The organism is Facklamia sp. P13069 (assembly GCF_050409405.1).
Classification (GTDB): Bacteria; Bacillota; Bacilli; order Lactobacillales; family Aerococcaceae; genus Facklamia.
Genome location: NZ_JBNUPN010000002.1, coordinates 85,449 through 104,313, shown reverse-complemented (window position 1 = coordinate 104,313; position 18,865 = coordinate 85,449). Strand labels below are relative to the sequence as shown.

Here is an 18,865-nt window from a genome sequence, read left to right as displayed (position 1 = left end):
TTGCTTAATAAATGATATTCGAAGTTTATTTAATCAAGTTTTTATTAGGAAAGGAAGTTGATGGGATGAAAAAGCTTTTTGCTTTAATAATGATTATGATACTCATGCTACCGCCAGCTATATCCGCTCAAGAGGAGATAGTTGATTTTGAGGGACGCTATTTGACTGAAGAAAACTCAAATATTATGGGGTTCGAAATAGAAGAAGACTTATTGAAAGTAATTTTAGGCCGGTCTTACTTTGGACAAGCGGCTTTGGAAGGTGATTATTCGGACGCATTACTACAATTATATACCGAGAGCATTAATCAGGATGGGCGTTTAATGATGGTAAAAACAGATGAAGCAGCAGAATCTTTAAAAAATCAACAATATATTAACCTGCGCTTTTCTGATGAAGTTCCTATGGCAGTTGAAATTATCGTACATAATCCAACCTACAGAATAAAAGATCAAAAACTAACCATTTCTTTTGCGGATAAAGAACTTTTCAGCTTTGAACTAAATGAAGAATCTAATTTGGTGGATGAAGAGGGCAATCAATTTATGCTAAAAGAAAAAGATTAAACAAAACAAAAAAGCCTCCTAGCGCTTCATCTTGATGATGATTGGCTAGGAGGTTTTAATGTATTGATTAAGCACGTTCAACTTTACCTGATTTTAATGCTCGCGCTGAAACCCAAACTTTTTGAGGTTTGCCATCGATCATAACACGTACTTTTTGTAAGTTAGCGCCAAAACGACGTTTTGATTTATTCATTGCATGAGAGCGATTGTTACCAGATACAGCTTTACGCCCTGTGAAATAACATTCTTTAGCCATGGTTCTGCCTCCTTTTCCTTGTAACAATTTAAAAGTTACATTTCATACCAAATTAATTTACCATAATTTGACTTTTGAAGCAAGTGAATTATGATGAAATTAACTACTAATCTTAAATATCTCGTTACTAAAACTATTAAAATAGGTGCTAAGCTAAAAAATTTATGCTAAACTATGGTGGACAACAAAAAGGAGGTACTTTATGGCTATTAATATCCAAACTCCAAATGGAGAGATATCCTTAGAAAATGAAGTGATTGCAACCATTGTCGGTGCAGCAGTTACTGACAACTACGGTGTTGTAGGAATGGTAAGTAAACATTTCTTCCGTGATAATTTAACAGACATTCTTAAGAAAGAAAACTATTCACGTGGTGTTTTAATTTCTCAAGAAGGAGACAATATTTCAGTAGATGTCTATATTGTCGTTTCTTACGGGACAAAAATCTCTGTGATTTGTCAAAATATTCAACAAGCTGTTAAATACAATGTCGAGCAACTCTTGGGCTTTGAATTGGACTTTGTTCATGTCCATGTCCAGGGTGTGACTATCGACTAGGATCGTTTAGGAGGTAAAGTGTGGAACTGAAAACAATCAAAGCATCTGACTTTAAACAGATGTTTATAGCAGGTGCCGAGCGCCTGGCTGAAAATGTTGACTTAGTGAATTCGTTAAATGTCTTTCCCGTGCCTGATGGAGATACAGGAACTAATATGAATATGACTTTCCAATCAGGTGTTGAGAATATGCGTAATTCTACTAGTCATCATGTTGGAGAATTAGCAAATGCCGTGGCCAAAGGACTGTTAATGGGGGCTCGAGGAAATTCAGGCGTTATCTTGTCACAAGTTTTCCGTGGCTTCTCAATGGCAATTAAAGATTGTGAAGAATTAAATGCCAAAGACTTTGCTAAGGCTTTTATTGGTGGTGTGGAATCAGCTTATAAGGCAGTGATGAAGCCAGTTGAAGGAACCATTTTAACTGTTGCTAGAGAATCTGCTGTAAAAGGTGAACAAGAAGCTAAGCAAACAGAAGACATCATACAAGTGATGCGCACGATCGTAGCAGAGGCAAAAGAATCATTGGATCGAACACCTGAATTACTACCAGTTTTAAAACAGGTGGGTGTAGTCGATTCGGGTGGTAAGGGGCTTTTATGTATCTATGAAGGCTTCCTTGCCAATCTTTCAGGGGAAGTCATTATCGATGAAGTTGAAGACCAATCTAATGACCATGCCCACGCAATCTTCGAAGAAATGAATGAACACCCAATGTCTATGGATGAGATTACCTATGGTTTCTGTACCGAAATTATGGTAAGAATTGGACAAGGACAGACTGTTAAGAAAGCTTTTGATTATGAAGAGTTTAGACAAACGCTTGATAAAAAAGGTGATTCTTTGCTGGTTGTTGCTGATGATGAAATTGTTAAGGTTCACATCCATACGGAAGATCCAGGCGAGATTATGCAATTGGGTCAAGAATTTGGTGAGTTAATTAAAATTAAAGTCGATAATATGCGTGAGCAAGTTAGAGACTTAGAAGACAAAGAGACTACGCTGCGTCAACAAGCTGTCCCTCAAACTCAAGAAGATTACGCAGTGATTGCTGTAGCTTCAGGTAAAGGCTTGACAGAGCTCTTCCATTCTATTGGAGTAAAGGAAGTCCTTTCTGGAGGTCAGACAATGAATCCTTCTACCGAAGACTTCATTAAAGCAATCGAGCGAGTTAACGCCAAAAATATTATCTTGTTACCGAATAATAAGAATATTATTATGGCGGCTCAACAAGCGGCTGAAGTCAGTGAAGTACCAACGGTAGTTGTGGGCACAAAGTCAATCACCCAAGGAATCTCAGCCATGTTGATGTATGATCCTTCAGTTGCCATTGAAGAGAACAGACTAGCTATGGAAGAGTATGCGCTAAGCGTTGCTTCTGGACAAATTACTCATGCTATTCGAGATACAGAAATTAATGGCCTATCCATTAAAGAAAACGATTTTATGGGTATTTTAGATGGCGATATAATCTTAACCCACACTGATTTAAAAGAAACTCTGATCCAATTGGTTAATCGAATGGTGGATGAATCAAGTGAGTTAGTAACGGTTATTATTGGCGAAGAGGGTGATCATTCATTAGCCCAAGAAGTTGCTGACCATTTTGAACAAACTAACTCTGAGATAGAATTTGAACTTATTCAAGGAGACCAACCAGTCTACAATTATTTTGTAACGGTGGATTAGATTGTTAGAAAATAGCTGATCACCACTTAGTTTCTAGGTGGTGATTTATTTTTTTGCTCAAAGAGGAGGAAGAAGATGGGAAAGTCTTGGTTAGATCCTATCGATCAGCTCAAAGGTGTTGGCCCCAAGACCAGTCTTTTATTTAAACAATTAGGAATTGAAACAGTAAAGGATTTAATGTTTCATTTTCCATTTCGTTTTGAGGATATCCAAGCACGCCAGTTAGAAACTATTCTTGACCAGGAAAAAGTTGTCTTGATGGGAAAAGTTGTTAGTCCAGCTGTGGTCAACTATTTTGGTAGAAAGAAAAGTCGCTTAAGTTTTAAATTGGCTGTAGATGGCTATCAAGTGATAACCGTCTCTTTTTTTAACCAGCCCTACTTAAAGAAACAAATTGAATTAGGTCAAACGCGAGCTATCTATGGTAAATGGCAAGAAAGTAACCAGTCGCTAATGGCCATGAAATTAATTAATCCGTCAGCAGGTGAGGACTATGCACCCATTTACCATACTAGCAAGGGACTGAGTCAGGGCCAGATTGTCAAAGCCATCAAGCAAGCCTTTGTTGATTATCAAGAAAGTATTGAAGAAATCATTCCGACTTATTTAAATCAACAATTTAACTTAATAAATCTGAAGGAAGCACTTTGGGCCATGCATTTTCCTAAGCAAGATAATGCGAAAAGACAGGCCCAGCGAAAGATCATCTTCCAGGAGTTCTTTCTTTACCAATGGCGCTTACAAAGCGCCAAATTTAACCGCTTAAAAACTAAGGGTATTCAAATCCACTATCAAGTTGAAGAATTACGACAAATTATCCAAAGCATCCCTTTTGAATTAACGGATTCACAAAAAAAGGCGGTTAATGAAATTTGCCGCGATCTTTTATCACCTTATCCAATGAACCGTTTATTGCAAGGAGATGTAGGTAGCGGTAAGACCTTAGTTGCCTTCTTGACCATGATTGCTAGTGTGCAAGCAGGTTATCAAACAGCCTTGATGGTTCCAACAGAAATATTAGCTCAGCAGCATTATCAATCTTTTAATCAATATTTTGAAAAGAGTGGTTTTCATGCAGAAATATTAACTTCTGAGAGGCAAGTTTCAGAAAAAAAAGCTGTTTTACAAGGTCTAAAAACAGGACGCATCCGATTGATTATCGGTACCCATGCTTTAATTCAAGAGGGAGTAGATTTTAAATCACTCGGCTATATCGTTATAGATGAGCAACACCGCTTTGGTGTTGGCCAAAGACAGAACTTATTAGAAAAAGGTCTGGCTGGTCAAGAAGCCAATGTCCTGCAAATGACAGCAACTCCCATACCCAGAAGTTTGGCTCAGACCCTTTATGCCGACCTTTGCGTCTCAACCATGGAAGGTCTACCGCGTGGAAGGGTTGAAATTAAGACACAAGCCGTTAGTGATAAGCACATTGCCACAGTCTATGACCGTATGCAAAAAGAATTAGATAAGGGTCATCAAATCTATTATGTATTGCCTTTAATTGAAGCCAGTGAATTTATGGAACAAGTTGAAAATGTACAAGAGACTTGTCAACGTTTAAGAGAAAAATTTCCACGAGTTACAATCGATAGTTTGCATGGTCAATTGAGTAAAGAAGAACAAAAAGAAGTGATGAAAGCTTTTAAGGCTCAAGCAATTCAAATTTTAGTAGCAACCACTATGGTTGAAGTCGGTGTGGATGTACCGAATGCAACGGTCATGGTCATTCAATCAGCCGAACGTTTTGGTTTAGCCCAGCTCCATCAGTTAAGAGGGCGGGTAGGGCGAAGCTCATTACCCTCTTACTGCTTTTTAATTGCCAACCCAACGACCCAACAAGGAAAAGAACGTCTGATTAAGATGGTCGAAAGTCAAGATGGCTTTGAACTATCAAAAGCGGATATGGAAATTCGTGGCATGGGAGATGTCCTAGGACGAAATCAAAGTGGAATTGCCCAATTTACATATGGACATCCCTTACAAGACGAAGCCATTATGACAGCGGCTTATCAAGCAGTCGACCATTTAATGAGACAACCAGATATAGTGACTGAGAAAGAAACAAAAACAATTGAAAAGTATACCCAATTAATTAAATTAGAAATTTAGGAGTGGAATTTATGATTAAAATAGCGATTGATGCAATGGGTGGCGACAATGCACCACAAGCCGTATTTGACGGAGTTCTAAGAGCCTTAGATGCTTATAAGGACATCGAAATTCATCTTTATGGCGACGAGAAAGCCCTTAAAAATCTTCCAGATATGTTTGATGACCGTTTAATCCGAATACCGACTACTGAGGTTATCAAAGGAGAAGATGAACCGGTAAAAGCTGTTCGTCGCAAGAAAGATGCTTCAATGGTGGTTGCTGCCAAGGCGGTAAGAGAAGGTAAAGCAGATGTACTGCTTTCGGCTGGGAATACAGGCGCCTTATTAACAACCGGCTTATTGGTGGTTGGTAGAATTAAAGGTGTCGATCGACCGGGATTGATGCCGGTCATCCCAACCATTAATGAGAAATCTCCTCATTTAATTTTAATGGATGCCGGAGCCAATGCGGAATCAAAAGCAGAGCACCTCTTACAATATGCTCAACTAGCTAGCTATTATGCTGAGAGTGTTTTAAAAATAGAGCAAGCAAGAGTAGGGCTTGTTAATAATGGAACAGAGGCTGGTAAGGGAGATGAATTACGTAAACAAGCTTACCAACTCCTCAATCAAGCGAGTGGTTTAAATTTTGTAGGCAATATTGAAGCCAAAGATCTTTTAAATGGGCAGGTAGATATTGCGGTGACAGATGGCTTTACCGGTAATGCTATCCTAAAAACATTGGAAGGAAGCCTAAAATCCATCTTCAAATTACTCAAACGAACTCTAAGTGAGAGTAGTATCACCAATAAAATTGGTGGCCTTCTCATTAAACCCTCATTAAAAAAGATGGCTGAAAATTTTGATGATAGCAAGCAAGGAGGAGCAGTCCTTTTAGGGGTTAAAAAGCCAGTAATTAAAGCGCATGGATCAGCAGATGACATCGCCATTTATCATGCTATTCGACAAGCTCGTGAAATCGTTTTATCAGGTTTTTCCGAAGAAATAAGCACTTTTTTTGAAAATAGTGACAAAAATGATAGACAGATTAGAAAATAATCGTTATTATAATATAACCGGCATTGTGGTATAACTTTTTAATTAAGGAGTGGAAAATTTGAAGACAGAAACATTTGAAAAAGTTAAAACTTTATTAGTAGAGCATTTTGATCTTACTGAAGATCAAGTAACTGAAAATCTAACCTTTGAAGACCTAGGCGCCGATTCTTTAGATATGGTGGAATTCGTGATGGGGATTGAGGAAGAATTTGATATAGAATTCGAAGATGAAAAAATTGAAAAGCTCTCAGATATTAAGGACGCCGTTTCTTATATCGACCAATTACGATCAGAAAAATAAATGGATGTCATAGTCATTGATAAAGGAGGCCTCAAATGGAATCAAAAGAGATATTATTAGAAGTTAAAGATTTGCACACTGGTTTTCGCATTAAAGACCAGTATTTCGATGCTGTCGATGGGGTTTCTTTTACCCTAGCGCGTAATGAAAAGTTAGCCATTGTTGGGGAGTCAGGCTGTGGAAAATCAACCCTGGCCACTTCAATCATAGGCTTACACAATCGCATGAATACAAAAATTACCGGGGAAATTAATTACAAGGGTGATAATCTCGTTAATTATGATGAATCAGATTATGACAAAATTCGCGGGAATGATATTGGCATGATCTTCCAAGACCCTTTAGCGTCATTAAACCCTTTAATGACAGTAGGTGAGCAGATTGAAGAAGCTTTGTATTATCATACCAAGTTAGATGGACAACAACGAACTCAGCGCGTACTTGAATTACTCGACCAAGTAGGTATTGAAAACCCTCAAAGAATGACCAAGCAATATCCACATGAATTATCAGGTGGAATGCGTCAGAGAGTAATCATTGCCATTGCATTATCTTGTAAACCACCAATAATTATTGCAGATGAGCCGACAACTGCTTTAGATGTAACTATTCAAGCACAAATTTTGGATCTTTTGAATGAAATTCAAGAGGAAACCGAATCAGGAATTATTTTGATTACTCACGATTTAGGAGTAGTTGCAGAGACGGCTGATCGAGTAGCAGTTATGTATGCAGGACAATTTGTTGAAGTTGCAAGTGTCGAAGAACTCTTCAATGATCCGAGACATCCTTATACCCGCTCACTCTTAAAGTCCATTCCGCAATCCAATGATTTAGTTGATGAAAAGGGCGATCTACATGTAATACATGGGGTTGTACCTCCATTAAACCGTTTAGAACGCAAAGGTTGTCGTTTTGCTCCTCGCATTCCTTGGATTCCTGAAGAACATCATGAAGAGCATCCAGTTCTCCATGAAGTAAAACCAGAACATTGGGTACGTTGTACTTGTCATGAACACTTTTATTTCACTGAGGAGGTGGACTAATGTCAGAATTTCTTACAATTGAAAACTTAAAGGTTCACTATCCAATTCGATCCGGTTTCTTTAACCGTATCACTGACCATGTCTACGCAGTGGATGGTGTGGACTTAAGTTTTGAGGCAGGAAAAACTTATGGCCTGGTGGGTGAATCAGGCTCAGGTAAATCAACTATTGGGAAAGCTATTATCGGTTTAGAAAAATTGACCGAGGGTAAAATTATCTATGAAGGGGAAGACGTTTCGAATGCTGCATCCAGTCGCAGGTCAAATTATCGGCGCAATGTTCAGATGATCTTCCAAGATTCATATTCTTCTTTTAATCCGAAGAAGAGGATTTTAGATATTATGGCGGAGCCCTTGCGTAATTTCACCCATTTAACGATTGAAGAAGAAAAGAGAAAAGCAAGTGAACTCTTAGAAATAGTCGGTTTGACTTCAGAAGCTTTAGTCAAGTATCCGCATGAATTTTCAGGAGGACAAAGACAAAGAATCGGGGTAGCTAGAGCTGTTGCGCTGAACCCTAAATTAGTCATTGCTGACGAACCAGTTTCAGCTTTAGACTTATCGGTTCAAGCTCAAGTCTTAAACTTTATGAAACGTATTCAAGAAGAATTTAATGTTTCTTACTTGTTTATTTCGCATGATTTAGGCGTGGTGAAACACATGTCTGACGAATTGGCCATTATGTATCGTGGAAGATTTACTGAATATGGCTCTAATTATGAAATTTATAAAAATCCTCAACACATATATACTAAAAGGCTTTTATCAGCTATACCGCATGTTGATCCAAACAATCGAAGAGAGCACCATATAGAGCGTCTCCGAGTGGAGAAAGAATATCATGAAAATGCCAGTCAATATTTTGAGGAAAGTGGACGGGTCTATGATCTGAAGAAGATTAATGATCACCACCAAGTGGCTTTAAAAGAAGTCGGCTTTGCTCAAAGAGAGGAAGTGAAATAAATGTGGAAGACGATTTTAAGAAGGGTCATTTTAATGATTCCTCAAATTTTTCTTTTAAGTATCATTGTCTTTGTTTTGGCTGCTTTGATGCCAGGGGATGCGTTGACGGGTTTACAAGATCCAAATGTGGACCCTGCTCAAATAGCAGCCATGCGGGAGCAACTAGGACTAGATAAACCGTGGCCAGAGCGTTATGTTGATTGGATTACTGGTATCTTTCAAGGTGATTGGGGACGGTCTTGGCATCACCGTCAACCGACTCTAAAGATTATTGGTCAAAGAGTTTGGCCCACCTTACAATTATCTTTATTAACAGTGATCATTTCGTACGGAATCGCTTTACCATTAGGTCTGTTTTCTGGTCGTTATCAAAATTCCGTTTTTGATAAAACCGTTAACTTATATACCTTTGTAACTTATGCTATTCCATCTTTCGTATTGGGTTTATTTATGATTTGGTTATTTGGTTATATTCTTGGCTGGTTCCCTACAACTGGAACAGTAGACCCGGGTCTTGAGCCTGGAACGCTTGATTTTGCTTTGTCAAGATTTAAACACATTATTTTACCAGCTATTACAATGGCACTTTTATCAACAACCTCTACTATTCAATACTTAAGAACAGGAGTCATTGATGCTAAAACGGAAGATTATGTTCGCACAGCTAAGGCTAAAGGCGTTCCAGAAAATGTTGTTTATCGCAAGCACATCTTCCGGAATTCAATCCTACCAATTGCTGCCTTTTTAGGCTTTACCATCACTGGTTTGTTAGGCGGATCTGTCTTCACTGAGACAGTCTTTAATTATCCAGGAATGGGAAAATTATTTGTCGAATCAATCGCTTTACGTGATTTTTCTGTAATGATAGCTATTACATTGATCTACGGATTTACAACCCTTTTAGGTTCGTTATTATCAGACATCATTATGGTTTTTGTTGACCCTAGAATTCGAATTAAATAGGAGGTGGAATAATGGCTGAAAATAATACACAGGTAACAGTAAATGAAGAACTATTGCAAGACCAAGTTTCCACTCCACCGATGGGTTGGGAAGTTATTCGTCGAGAGTTTGCACGTGATAAAATTGCTGTTTTATCATTAATTCTTTTATTAATTATTGTCGTAGCGGCTGTCTTATCAGCATTCTTTATTGATTCCGATGCTGCAGGCATAGTTAACATTTTTGACCGCTTTACACCGCCAGGCGAAAAAGGCTATCTTTTAGGTACCGATGAGGGTGGAAAAGGCATTTTTGAACAGCTTTTACTAGGAACAAAAAATTCCTTAATTATCGCTTGGGCTGTCACTATATTAACAGCAGGTTTTGGGACGATTATTGGTTTGATTGCCGGTTATTATGGGGGTCGAGTGGATGATTTTATTATGCGTGTGGTAGACTTTTTAATCGTTTTACCGAGAATCATGATTATTATTGCGGTCGTAACAATCGTTAAACGCTTCGACCCTTGGACTTTGATTTGGATTATATCTTTATTTGGTTGGATGGGGCAGACCCGTTTGATTCGAACGGCTTCTTTATCAGAAGCATCCAAGGATTATATCAAGGCATCAAAAACCATGGGGACTAGAGATTGGAAAATTATGCTCGGCTCCTTATTACCGAATCTTTCTTCGCTAATGATCACCAACTTAACCCTATCCTTTGCCGGTAATATCGGTTTAGAAACAGGACTTTCTTTCTTGGGCTTTGGTTTGCCTGTTGGAACGCCTTCTTTAGGAACGCTAATTGGTTACGCTAGAACACCAGATATTATTGAAAATAAATGGTGGGTTTGGTTGCCAGCTGCCTTGTTAGTATTGATCATGATGTTATCAATTAACTATATCGGACAGGCTTTTCAACGTGTAGCAGATTCAAAACAAAGAAGAGGATAAAAATTTTAAGAGCTATACCCTTTATTTACTTTAGCGTTAAGCGATGAGTAAGAAGTGGGGCTCTTTTTTATGAGAAAATTTTAATCTTACAGAAAAGTTTTTGTTTTGAAATTTTAATATATCTTGTAAGTGCTAAATAAAAATCAAAAGATTTTTCTGCTAGAAATTACTAGTTGGGTCATAAGCTTTAAAATAATGAAAAGACACTTTCATGAAAAACCTTTAAGACAAGTGAACTTTGGAAACTTTTCATAAATAAACCCCTAATAAAGCTTGTTTTTATTAGAAAAAGATAAAAATATTAAAAAAAAATTAGAAAAGACTTGATTTAATCATATAATTTCTATATGATAGGATTATCACATTTAGAGGAGGCTTAGTATGAGAAAATCATTAGAAAAACATCTTATACAGTTTATGACAACAATGACAATCGGTTCCTTGGTATTGAGTTCCCTACCTATGGTCCAAGCTGAGGAAGCAGATGGAGAAGGAGCCCCCGCACCGGACATTTCGACTTCTGTAGAGCATGAAGGTGAAGTCATGGAGGGTGGAACACTTAAGGTAGCCTTTGTTTCCGATACCGCATTTGCAGGTGTCTTCAATAATATGTTTTACACAGGAAACCCAGATGCAACCGTAATTGGTTACTTTAACCCTGGCCTATACGGCTACGACAATAACTTCAAGATCGATGATTCCGGTTTTGCCAAAGTGGAAATGGATGTTGAAAATAAACAAGTAACTATCACAATCCCAGAAGGAGTTAAGTGGGATGATGGCGAACCGATTACGATAGATGACGTTATTTTTCCTTACTATGTAGTAGGACACCCTGATTATACCGGCATTCGTTATGGTAGCGATTTTGAGAATGTGGTAGGAATGGACGAGTATCATAACGGCGAAGCCGAGGAAATTTCTGGGTTGGAACGTGTCGATGATTATACCCTAACCGTTACTTATAAGGCTTTTCCGAACTCAATGGTTCAAGCTGGTGGAGGAATTTCTTCTTATATCGAACCTGAGCATGTCTTTGAAGGTATCGAAGTAGCTGATATGGAAGACTCTGCACCTGTACGTGAGAAACCAGTAGGCTTTGGACCTTTTAAGGTGGAATCAATGACACCAGGTGAAGCAGTCACTTATACTGTAAATGAAAATTATTATAAGGGGCGTCCTAAATTAGATGGAATGACGATGAATGTCATCAACCCTAATTCAATTGTTGCTGAATTAAAGGCTGGTAATTTTGATATTGCAACCTTACCAACTGATAAGTATGATACTTATAAAGATGCAACGAACTTTACTACCATTGGTTATGAGCAGAATGCTTATACATACATTGGCTTCAAGATGGGTAAATGGAATGAAGAAGAAGGTAAAAACGAATTTGATCCTGAATTAGTTACATCCAATAAAGCTCTTCGTCAAGCGATGGCTTATGCCATGGATAATGATTCAGTCGGCCGTGAATTCTATCAAGGATTGCGTCGTGCTGCAGACTCAATGATTACACCGAACTTTGTAGAATACTTAAATCCTGACGTTAAGGCCTATGAATACAATCCAGAAAAAGCTAAGGAAATTCTAGCAGAAGCTGGCTTTAAGGATGTGGATGGTGATGGTCTAGTGGAAGATCCTAATGGCGAGAAATTCACCTTGAACTTCGCTTCAATGTCAGGTGGTGAAACAGCTGCTCCATTGGCTCAGTACTATGTACAAGCATGGAACGCAGTCGGTATTCCTGTAGAGCTATTAGATGGACAATTACTAGAGTTTAATTCTTTCTATGAACGTATTAAGAAGGATGATCCAGAAATACATATTTTCCAAGCTGCTTTTGGTACTGGTGGCGATCCAAATCCAAATGGATTATTTGGTGAACGAGCACAATTCAACTACAGTCGCTATGTGAATGAAGAACATAACCAATTATTAGCGGATATTGAATCAGACGAATCGTTTGATGATGACTACCGTCAAAAAGCCTTCTACGCTTGGCAAGAATTTATGCATGAAGAGCTTCCTGTTATTCCAACGCTTTGGAGATATGAATTAACAGCCGTTAATAAGCGTGTGACGAATTGGGATGTTGAAATTGGAGCAAATCTTGATTGGACACAAGTAGGCTTAACTGCTGAAAGTCCAATTGCTGAATAATTTAAAATTTTAAAAGATGAAGATCAAGCAAAGCTTTGCTTGATCTTTTTATTTATATACGGTATTTCATTTTTGTATTGCTGAATGACTTTGTGTAATCAAGGGATTTTTGGTAAAATCAGTGTATATTTGATAGGAGTCGAAGCCATGCATCAGTTAATAGAACACATCGAAAAAGAATTAAAAATTAAAGTTACTAACCAGAAGATTATTCAGCAAGCTTTCTACCATCGGTCATATATTAATGAGCAAGGTGAGAACTTAATTCAGTCCAATGAACGATTAGAATTTTTAGGCGATGCTGTGCTTGAGATTCTGGTTAGTCAATTTTTATATGGACAATACCCCCATAAGCCTGAAGGAGATCTTTCACGCATGCGAGCTCAGCTCGTCAGGGAACCAAGCCTGGCTTATTTAGCTAGACAAGTAGACTTTCCTCAATTTATCCAATTAGGTAAGGGGGAAAGATTGTCGGGAGGTAAAGAAAGAGATTCCATTTTAGCAGATACATTTGAAGCCTTTTTGGGGGCAGTTTATTTGGATACTGGTATGGATATGGTTGAAAACTTTCTGAGTAGTGTCCTCTTTGATCACCATCAAGAAATTTTGACACTAACCGTGCAAGATTATAAGACCAAGTTCCAAGAAATGGTTCAAGTCAAGGGAACAGTTAAGATTGAATACCGTCTCCTAGCAACCCAAGGACCTTCTCATGCACAAACCTTTACTATTGGGCTGTATTTAGAAAACGACTTAATAGCTAAGGCCAGTGGCAAAAGTAAAAAAGAAGCAGAAATGAAGGCCGCTAAAAAAGCCATTCACCATCTTCAAAAAGGAGTGTAGCTGTTTGTATTTAGAAAGAATCGAAATGACTGGTTTCAAATCTTTTGCTGATAAAACAGTCATTAATTTTGATCAGGGCATGACAGCAATAGTCGGTCCCAACGGTTCAGGTAAATCGAATTTATCTGAAGCCATTCGTTGGGTCTTAGGAGAACAATCGGCTAAATCCTTGCGTGGTAACAAGATGGAAGATGTTATCTTTAATGGTTCACTCGATCGAAAGCCAGTCAATATTGCTAAAGTATCCTTGGTTTTAAATAATGAGGATCGTTATATTGATATGGACCCCAAAACGATTACGATAACGCGTCAATATAACCGTAATGGTGAGAGTTATTTTTTTATCAATCAAAAAAATGTTCGCTTAAAAGATATCACTGATTTGCTGTTGGATACAGGCTTAGGTAAAAATTCTTTCGCCATGATTTCCCAAGGTAAAGTCGAGTCCATCTTTTTAAGTAAACCAGAAGAAAGACGAGGAATTTTTGAAGAAGCAGCTGGTGTACAAAAATATCAATACCGCAAACAAGAAGCTCAAAGAAAATTGCTGCGGTCACAAGACCATTTGAACCGTGTCAGGGATATTTTACATGAATTAAAAAATCAACTGCAGCCACTTAAAGAACAAAGAGAAAAGGCTTTGACCTACCAAGAGAAAGCGGCCCAATTGAAAGAAGAAGAAATATCCTTATATACCTTTCAAATACAAGACTTTAAAGCTAAATGGCAACAAGCCAAGGACCACTACCAACAAATAAAAGCTGAATTAGACCGAGTTAAGAATGATCAAAAAACTTTTTCGCAATCAATCGATGATAAACAGAACCAATTAGACTTGATAAATCAAAGCATTGATCAAGAAGAGATGGAAAGTCGAAAACTTATCCAATTGATTGAGAGATTAAAGGGCCAAATTGAAGTGTTTCAGCAAAAAACGCTTTATGCCAATCAATCCAGTCAAGAAAGAAAACTAAATCAAGATCGCTACCAAAATCAATGGGTTGACCACCAAAAACAACAAGAGGCCCTTAATCAAAATTTAAACTCATTAGAAGAAGGTATTCGAAAAGCAAAAGAAGAAGTAAAAGCATATAATCAACAACTTAATGACTTTCAAGCGCTAAAGAATGAAGAGTTAGATCAGTTAAGGGGAGAATTGATTGACTATTATCGTCAAGAGTCGGCTATAAAGAATCGCTTGCAACAATTTGATAAATTTAGCCAACAATTCGATCAACGCAAGGAAAGCTATCAAGACCAAATCAAGGAAAATCAAATTCAAATCCAAGCTCTTGAAGACCAAGAAGTTAGCTATCACGATCAAATAAAACAAGTGAAAGCAGACTTAGAAAGCCTTCAAACTGAAGGGGAAAAGGCCCACCAAGCATTGGATCAAGCCCAAGCCAATCGTGATCAATTAAGGAAAGTAATCTACCAAGCAGACCACCAAATCCAAATGCTCCACTCCAAGTATCAAAGCTTGCTACAAATGCAAGTGGAATATGCCGGCTATTACCAAGGAGTCCGAGTCGTGATGAACCACCGTGATCAACTACAAGGAATCATTGGAACGGTAGCCGAATTAATCGAAGTTGAAAAAAACGATCAAGTTGCTATCGACATTGCTTTAGGAGCTGGTTTGCAAAATATTGTTGTAGAAAATGACCAAGCTGCTAAGCAAGCCATATCACTTTTAAAAAATAAAAGAGCCGGACGAGCCACCTTTTTACCAAGAAGTAATATGAAAGCTCGGACCCTAAAGGCCCATCACCAAGAGCTACTCCAACAAAACCAAGGTGTGGTGGGGATTGCTAGTGAACGAGTTTCTTATAAAGCAGAAAATCAGCGAGTGATTCAGCAGTTATTAGGGTCTACAGTGATTGTTGATACACTTGAAAATGCCCAGTCACTTGCTAAGGCTAGCCATCAACAGTTAAAAATCGTAACACTTGAAGGCGACTTGATCCTTCCTGGAGGCTCTGTTACAGGGGGAAGAAATAAGCATAAGTCACAATCTGTAATGGGGCGCTCTCAAGAGATTGCAAGCCTTGAAAAAGAGTTGAAAGAACTAAAAAAGAGTCAAAAAGAACAAGTGGCAACTTTTGAAAGGTGTGATCAGAAGGTTTCGCAATTTCAAACGGCTTATCAAAAAGCTTTATCAGATTACCAACAACTTAGTCAAGACCACCAAAAATTGCTGAATTTAATTGAAAATATACAGTCACAGCGAGATCAAAAAAATAAACATCTATTGATTTTAACCGATGAATTCAAGCAAATGACTCAAGATTTTGAGGCTTCTCACCAAGATTTTCAAGCAGCTGAGCAAGACTTACAAGCTCTAAAGGCTAAAATTGAAGAAGTCCATCAAACCATTCAATCTATGCAATTGTCTCAATCGGAAAAACAAATGAAGATTGGACAACTTCAAGCCGACTTGAATGAAAGCAAAACCAATTTAGCGCTTTTGGAAATGGAAACCAAACAAAAAAGAGAAAGCCTGCAAAATGCAATTAAGCAAGCACAAAATTTAGAAGAATTAATTGCTTCCAGTCAACAGTTAGAAGAAAGTGACTGGAATGAAGTTCAAAACTTAGAAAATTCAATCAGTCAATTTAAAGTGGATTTAAGCCAAGCAGAAGGCGATTTAGACCAAGTCAACGCTGATTTAAGCGTTCTACGCCAAGACCGCCAGAGTTTAAATGAAAGTTTAAGGAGTCATCAGCAGGCCTTAAAAAATAGCGAAGATCAGCTTCAATATCAATACCAAGCAGAGGCCAAATGCCAAGCCAAGATTGAAAGATATGAAGATCAGATGGATCAAGATTTACTCTATCTTAATGAAACCTACGCCTTGTCGTTCGAAGCAGCTACTCAATTAGCCCAGCCTGTAGAATCTGTTGCTCAGGTAAAAGAAGTGGTTAAAAAGTTGCGTAAGGAAATTGATCAATTAGGACCTATCAACTTAGCAGCAATTCAAGACTATCGAGAAGTGGATGAACGTTATCAATTGTTATTTGAGCAAGAAAATGACCTGTTAACAGCTATGGAGCAGCTAAATAATACCATTGATGAAATGGATTCAGAAGTGGGTAGTCGCTTTAAAGAAGCCTTTCAAGCTATTAACCATCAATTTCAAAAGACCTTCACTCGTTTATTTGCTGGCGGTAAGGCCAAGTTAGAATTAACCGACCCGACCGATTTATTAACTACCGGTGTCGATATTATTGCTCAACCACCCGGTAAGCGTAAGCAAAACTTAGCCCTCTTATCAGGAGGCGAAAGAGCTTTAACGGCCATTGCTTTATTATTTGCTATTTTGGAAACAAAGACCGTTCCATTTGTGGTTCTAGACGAAGTGGAGGCAGCTTTAGATGATGCCAATGTTTACCGTTATGGGGAATACATTCAAAACTTTACCCAAGAAACGCAATTTATTGTCATTACCCACCGCAAAGGGACCATGGAATATGCCGATATTCTATATGGAGTGACTATGGAACAAACCGGTATTTCTAAACTAGCAGCGGTGAAAATGAATGATTTTGTAGCATTAGACCATCAGGAGTAGATAAAATGATTCAATTACTAGCCATCGATTTAGATGGAACCTTATTAAATAGTTCCAAAGAAGTTACAGCTAAAAACCTTGAAGCACTTGATTACGCTCAAGAGCGAGGCGTTAAAGTCGTAATATGTACAGGTAGACCTTATTCAACCATGCATCATTTAATCGATCAAATCGGCTTAAAAAGTGAGGATGATTATTTAATTCTATATAACGGTGCCTTTGTCCAAAGAATTAGTGATGGGCAAGTCTTAATACAAGAAGAGTTAAGCAGCCAAGATCTTCACTCATGGTATCGAGAGTTAACAACTTTAAATTTACCTTTAAACGTTCTAGACCAGGATTTAGTTTATGAACCCTTAACTTACCCAAAAGGTTATGAAAGTTTTTATGTGGGCAATGTTTCTACAGCCCCCCATACCAAAATTGATTTTAATGATTTTGATGAAGCCCATCGTTTTATGAAATTTGTGGTCACGATTGATGAAGCCCATTTATCGCGGCAAATTCCACTGTTAAATAAAGAACTTGTCAGTCAATATACCCTATCAAGATCCCATCCTTTCCAATTAGAAATTATGAAAGCGGGAGTCAATAAAGGAAATGCTTTAAAAAAGTTGTCTGATCAGTTAAATATTCAACCTTCTGCTATAATGGCAATAGGAGATCAGATGAATGATGAGCGCATGATTGAATTTGCTGGTCTTGGAGTGGTGATGGGAAACGGCGCAGAGACTTTAAAGCAGAGGGCTGATTTCATTACTTTATCCAATGATCAAGAAGGTGTCGCTCATGCAATTTATCAATTTATTCAATAGAATGGAGGAAGTCATATGGGATTATTTGATCGCATCAAACGTGCTTTCACAGGTGAAGATAAGGTTGTAAAAGAAGAGGTTTTAGACCAAGAAGAACAGATTGTCTTTGAGAAGTATGATAAGGGGATGGAAAAAACACGTAAATCCTTTTCTGACCGCATCACGGATTTATTTACTTCTTGGCGCGAATTAGATGATGAATTCTACGATGATCTAGAAGAAATCTTAATTTCAGCCGATGTTGGCTTTAAAATGACTCTAGCTTTAACGGATGCTATTCGTGATGCAGTAGAAGCTGAAAATGTTCATAAAGCTCAAGATGTTAAGCGTGTTATGTTAGAACAAATGGTGGCAATTTATGAAAAAGACCAACCAGTCAATCCTGATTTAATTGAAAATCCAAACGGGCCAACCGTAGTCTTATTTGTGGGGGTCAACGGGGTAGGCAAGACGACTTCTGTCGGTAAAATTGCTTATAATTTAAAACAATCCGGACATAAGGTTTTAATGGCTGCTGCCGATACTTTTAGAGCAGGTGCAGTTGAGCAACTAAATGTTTGGGGAGAGCGCTTAGGAATACCAGTAGTGATCGGAGCGGACCAAGGAGACCCTGCTTCTGTAGTTTTCGACGCTGTAAAAAAAGCCAATGCGGAAGAGTACGATTACCTTTTAGTTGATACAGCAGGACGTTTACAAACTAAAGCAAATCTCATGGCTGAATTAGCTAAAATGAAACGGATTATCGAAAGAGAAAATCCGAATGGCGTACAAGAAGTTCTCTTGGTTTTAGATGCAACAACCGGACAAAACGCCTTAATTCAAGCGAAACAATTTAATGAAGCAACCGAGATCAGTGGACTAGTCTTAACAAAATTAGATGGGACAGCTAAGGGGGGCGTCATTCTTTCTATTCGCCATGAATTAGATATTCCAGTTAAATATATTGGTTTGGGTGAACAAGCGAGTGACCTACAAGCTTTTGACGCTGAGAAATATATGTATACGCTTATTCGTGACTTACTTGAGAAAGAAGCCAACTAAA

General features: G+C 38.0%; 16 protein-coding genes. 15 read left to right on the top strand and 1 reads right to left on the bottom strand.

What is annotated here, in order from left to right:
- The first annotated feature begins 65 nt into the window (after positions 1–65).
- Positions 66–566 (top strand): hypothetical protein, encoded by a 501-nt coding sequence (locus tag ACQV2T_RS01175; protein ID WP_428873753.1) that lies wholly within the window; start codon positions 66–68, stop codon positions 564–566.
- Positions 567–633: 67 nt separating this feature from the next.
- Here the strand turns inward: ACQV2T_RS01175 and rpmB are convergent, their stop codons facing one another.
- Complete coding sequence (gene rpmB / locus ACQV2T_RS01170) at positions 634–822, bottom strand: 50S ribosomal protein L28 (RefSeq protein ID WP_258436016.1); 189 nt, start codon at positions 820–822, stop codon at positions 634–636.
- Positions 823–1,024: 202 nt separating this feature from the next.
- On the opposite strand from rpmB, the gene ACQV2T_RS01165 reads away from it, so the two are divergent.
- From ACQV2T_RS01165 to ftsY, 14 genes are all read left to right on the top strand, one after another.
- Positions 1,025–1,381: an Asp23/Gls24 family envelope stress response protein gene (locus tag ACQV2T_RS01165; protein ID WP_428873752.1), complete on the top strand. Its 357-nt coding sequence runs from the start codon at positions 1,025–1,027 to the stop codon at positions 1,379–1,381.
- Between the two features lie 20 nt (positions 1,382–1,401).
- Positions 1,402–3,069, top strand: coding sequence for a DAK2 domain-containing protein (locus ACQV2T_RS01160; RefSeq protein ID WP_428873751.1), 1,668 nt, complete (start codon positions 1,402–1,404; stop codon positions 3,067–3,069).
- A gap of 75 nt (positions 3,070–3,144) precedes the next feature.
- Positions 3,145–5,181 (top strand): ATP-dependent DNA helicase RecG, encoded by a 2,037-nt coding sequence (gene recG / locus ACQV2T_RS01155; RefSeq protein WP_428893130.1) that lies wholly within the window; start codon positions 3,145–3,147, stop codon positions 5,179–5,181.
- Positions 5,182–5,195: 14 nt separating this feature from the next.
- Positions 5,196–6,221 carry a phosphate acyltransferase PlsX gene (gene plsX, locus ACQV2T_RS01150; protein WP_428873768.1) on the top strand — a complete coding sequence of 342 codons (1,026 nt, stop codon included), beginning with the start codon at positions 5,196–5,198 and terminating at the stop codon, positions 6,219–6,221.
- A gap of 58 nt (positions 6,222–6,279) precedes the next feature.
- Positions 6,280–6,522, top strand: a complete 243-nt coding sequence (acpP, locus tag ACQV2T_RS01145; RefSeq protein WP_428874816.1) for an acyl carrier protein — start codon at positions 6,280–6,282, stop codon at positions 6,520–6,522.
- A 35-nt stretch (positions 6,523–6,557) separates the two neighbouring features.
- Positions 6,558–7,568, top strand: a complete 1,011-nt coding sequence (locus ACQV2T_RS01140; RefSeq protein ID WP_428874815.1) for an ABC transporter ATP-binding protein — start codon at positions 6,558–6,560, stop codon at positions 7,566–7,568.
- Positions 7,568–8,530, top strand: coding sequence for an ATP-binding cassette domain-containing protein (locus tag ACQV2T_RS01135; protein ID WP_428873747.1), 963 nt, complete (start codon positions 7,568–7,570; stop codon positions 8,528–8,530). The genes ACQV2T_RS01140 and ACQV2T_RS01135 overlap by 1 nt, the downstream gene beginning before the upstream one ends.
- Positions 8,531–9,493, top strand: coding sequence for an oligopeptide ABC transporter permease (opp4B, locus tag ACQV2T_RS01130; protein WP_428873745.1), 963 nt, complete (start codon positions 8,531–8,533; stop codon positions 9,491–9,493).
- Between the two features lie 11 nt (positions 9,494–9,504).
- A complete protein-coding gene (locus ACQV2T_RS01125) occupies positions 9,505–10,428 on the top strand; it encodes an ABC transporter permease (RefSeq protein WP_428873744.1) in 924 nt (307 codons plus the stop codon).
- 381 nt (positions 10,429–10,809) lie between these two features.
- Positions 10,810–12,594, top strand: a complete 1,785-nt coding sequence (locus ACQV2T_RS01120) for an oligopeptide ABC transporter substrate-binding protein (protein ID WP_428876371.1) — start codon at positions 10,810–10,812, stop codon at positions 12,592–12,594.
- A 147-nt stretch (positions 12,595–12,741) separates the two neighbouring features.
- Positions 12,742–13,437 (top strand): ribonuclease III, encoded by a 696-nt coding sequence (gene rnc, locus ACQV2T_RS01115; RefSeq protein WP_428893129.1) that lies wholly within the window; start codon positions 12,742–12,744, stop codon positions 13,435–13,437.
- 4 nt (positions 13,438–13,441) lie between these two features.
- Positions 13,442–17,008 (top strand): chromosome segregation protein SMC, encoded by a 3,567-nt coding sequence (smc, locus tag ACQV2T_RS01110; RefSeq protein ID WP_428893128.1) that lies wholly within the window; start codon positions 13,442–13,444, stop codon positions 17,006–17,008.
- Between the two features lie 5 nt (positions 17,009–17,013).
- Positions 17,014–17,823: a Cof-type HAD-IIB family hydrolase gene (locus ACQV2T_RS01105; RefSeq protein WP_428873740.1), complete on the top strand. Its 810-nt coding sequence runs from the start codon at positions 17,014–17,016 to the stop codon at positions 17,821–17,823.
- Between the two features lie 15 nt (positions 17,824–17,838).
- Positions 17,839–18,864, top strand: coding sequence for a signal recognition particle-docking protein FtsY (ftsY, locus tag ACQV2T_RS01100; RefSeq protein WP_428873739.1), 1,026 nt, complete (start codon positions 17,839–17,841; stop codon positions 18,862–18,864).
- Position 18,865 lies beyond the last annotated feature (1 nt).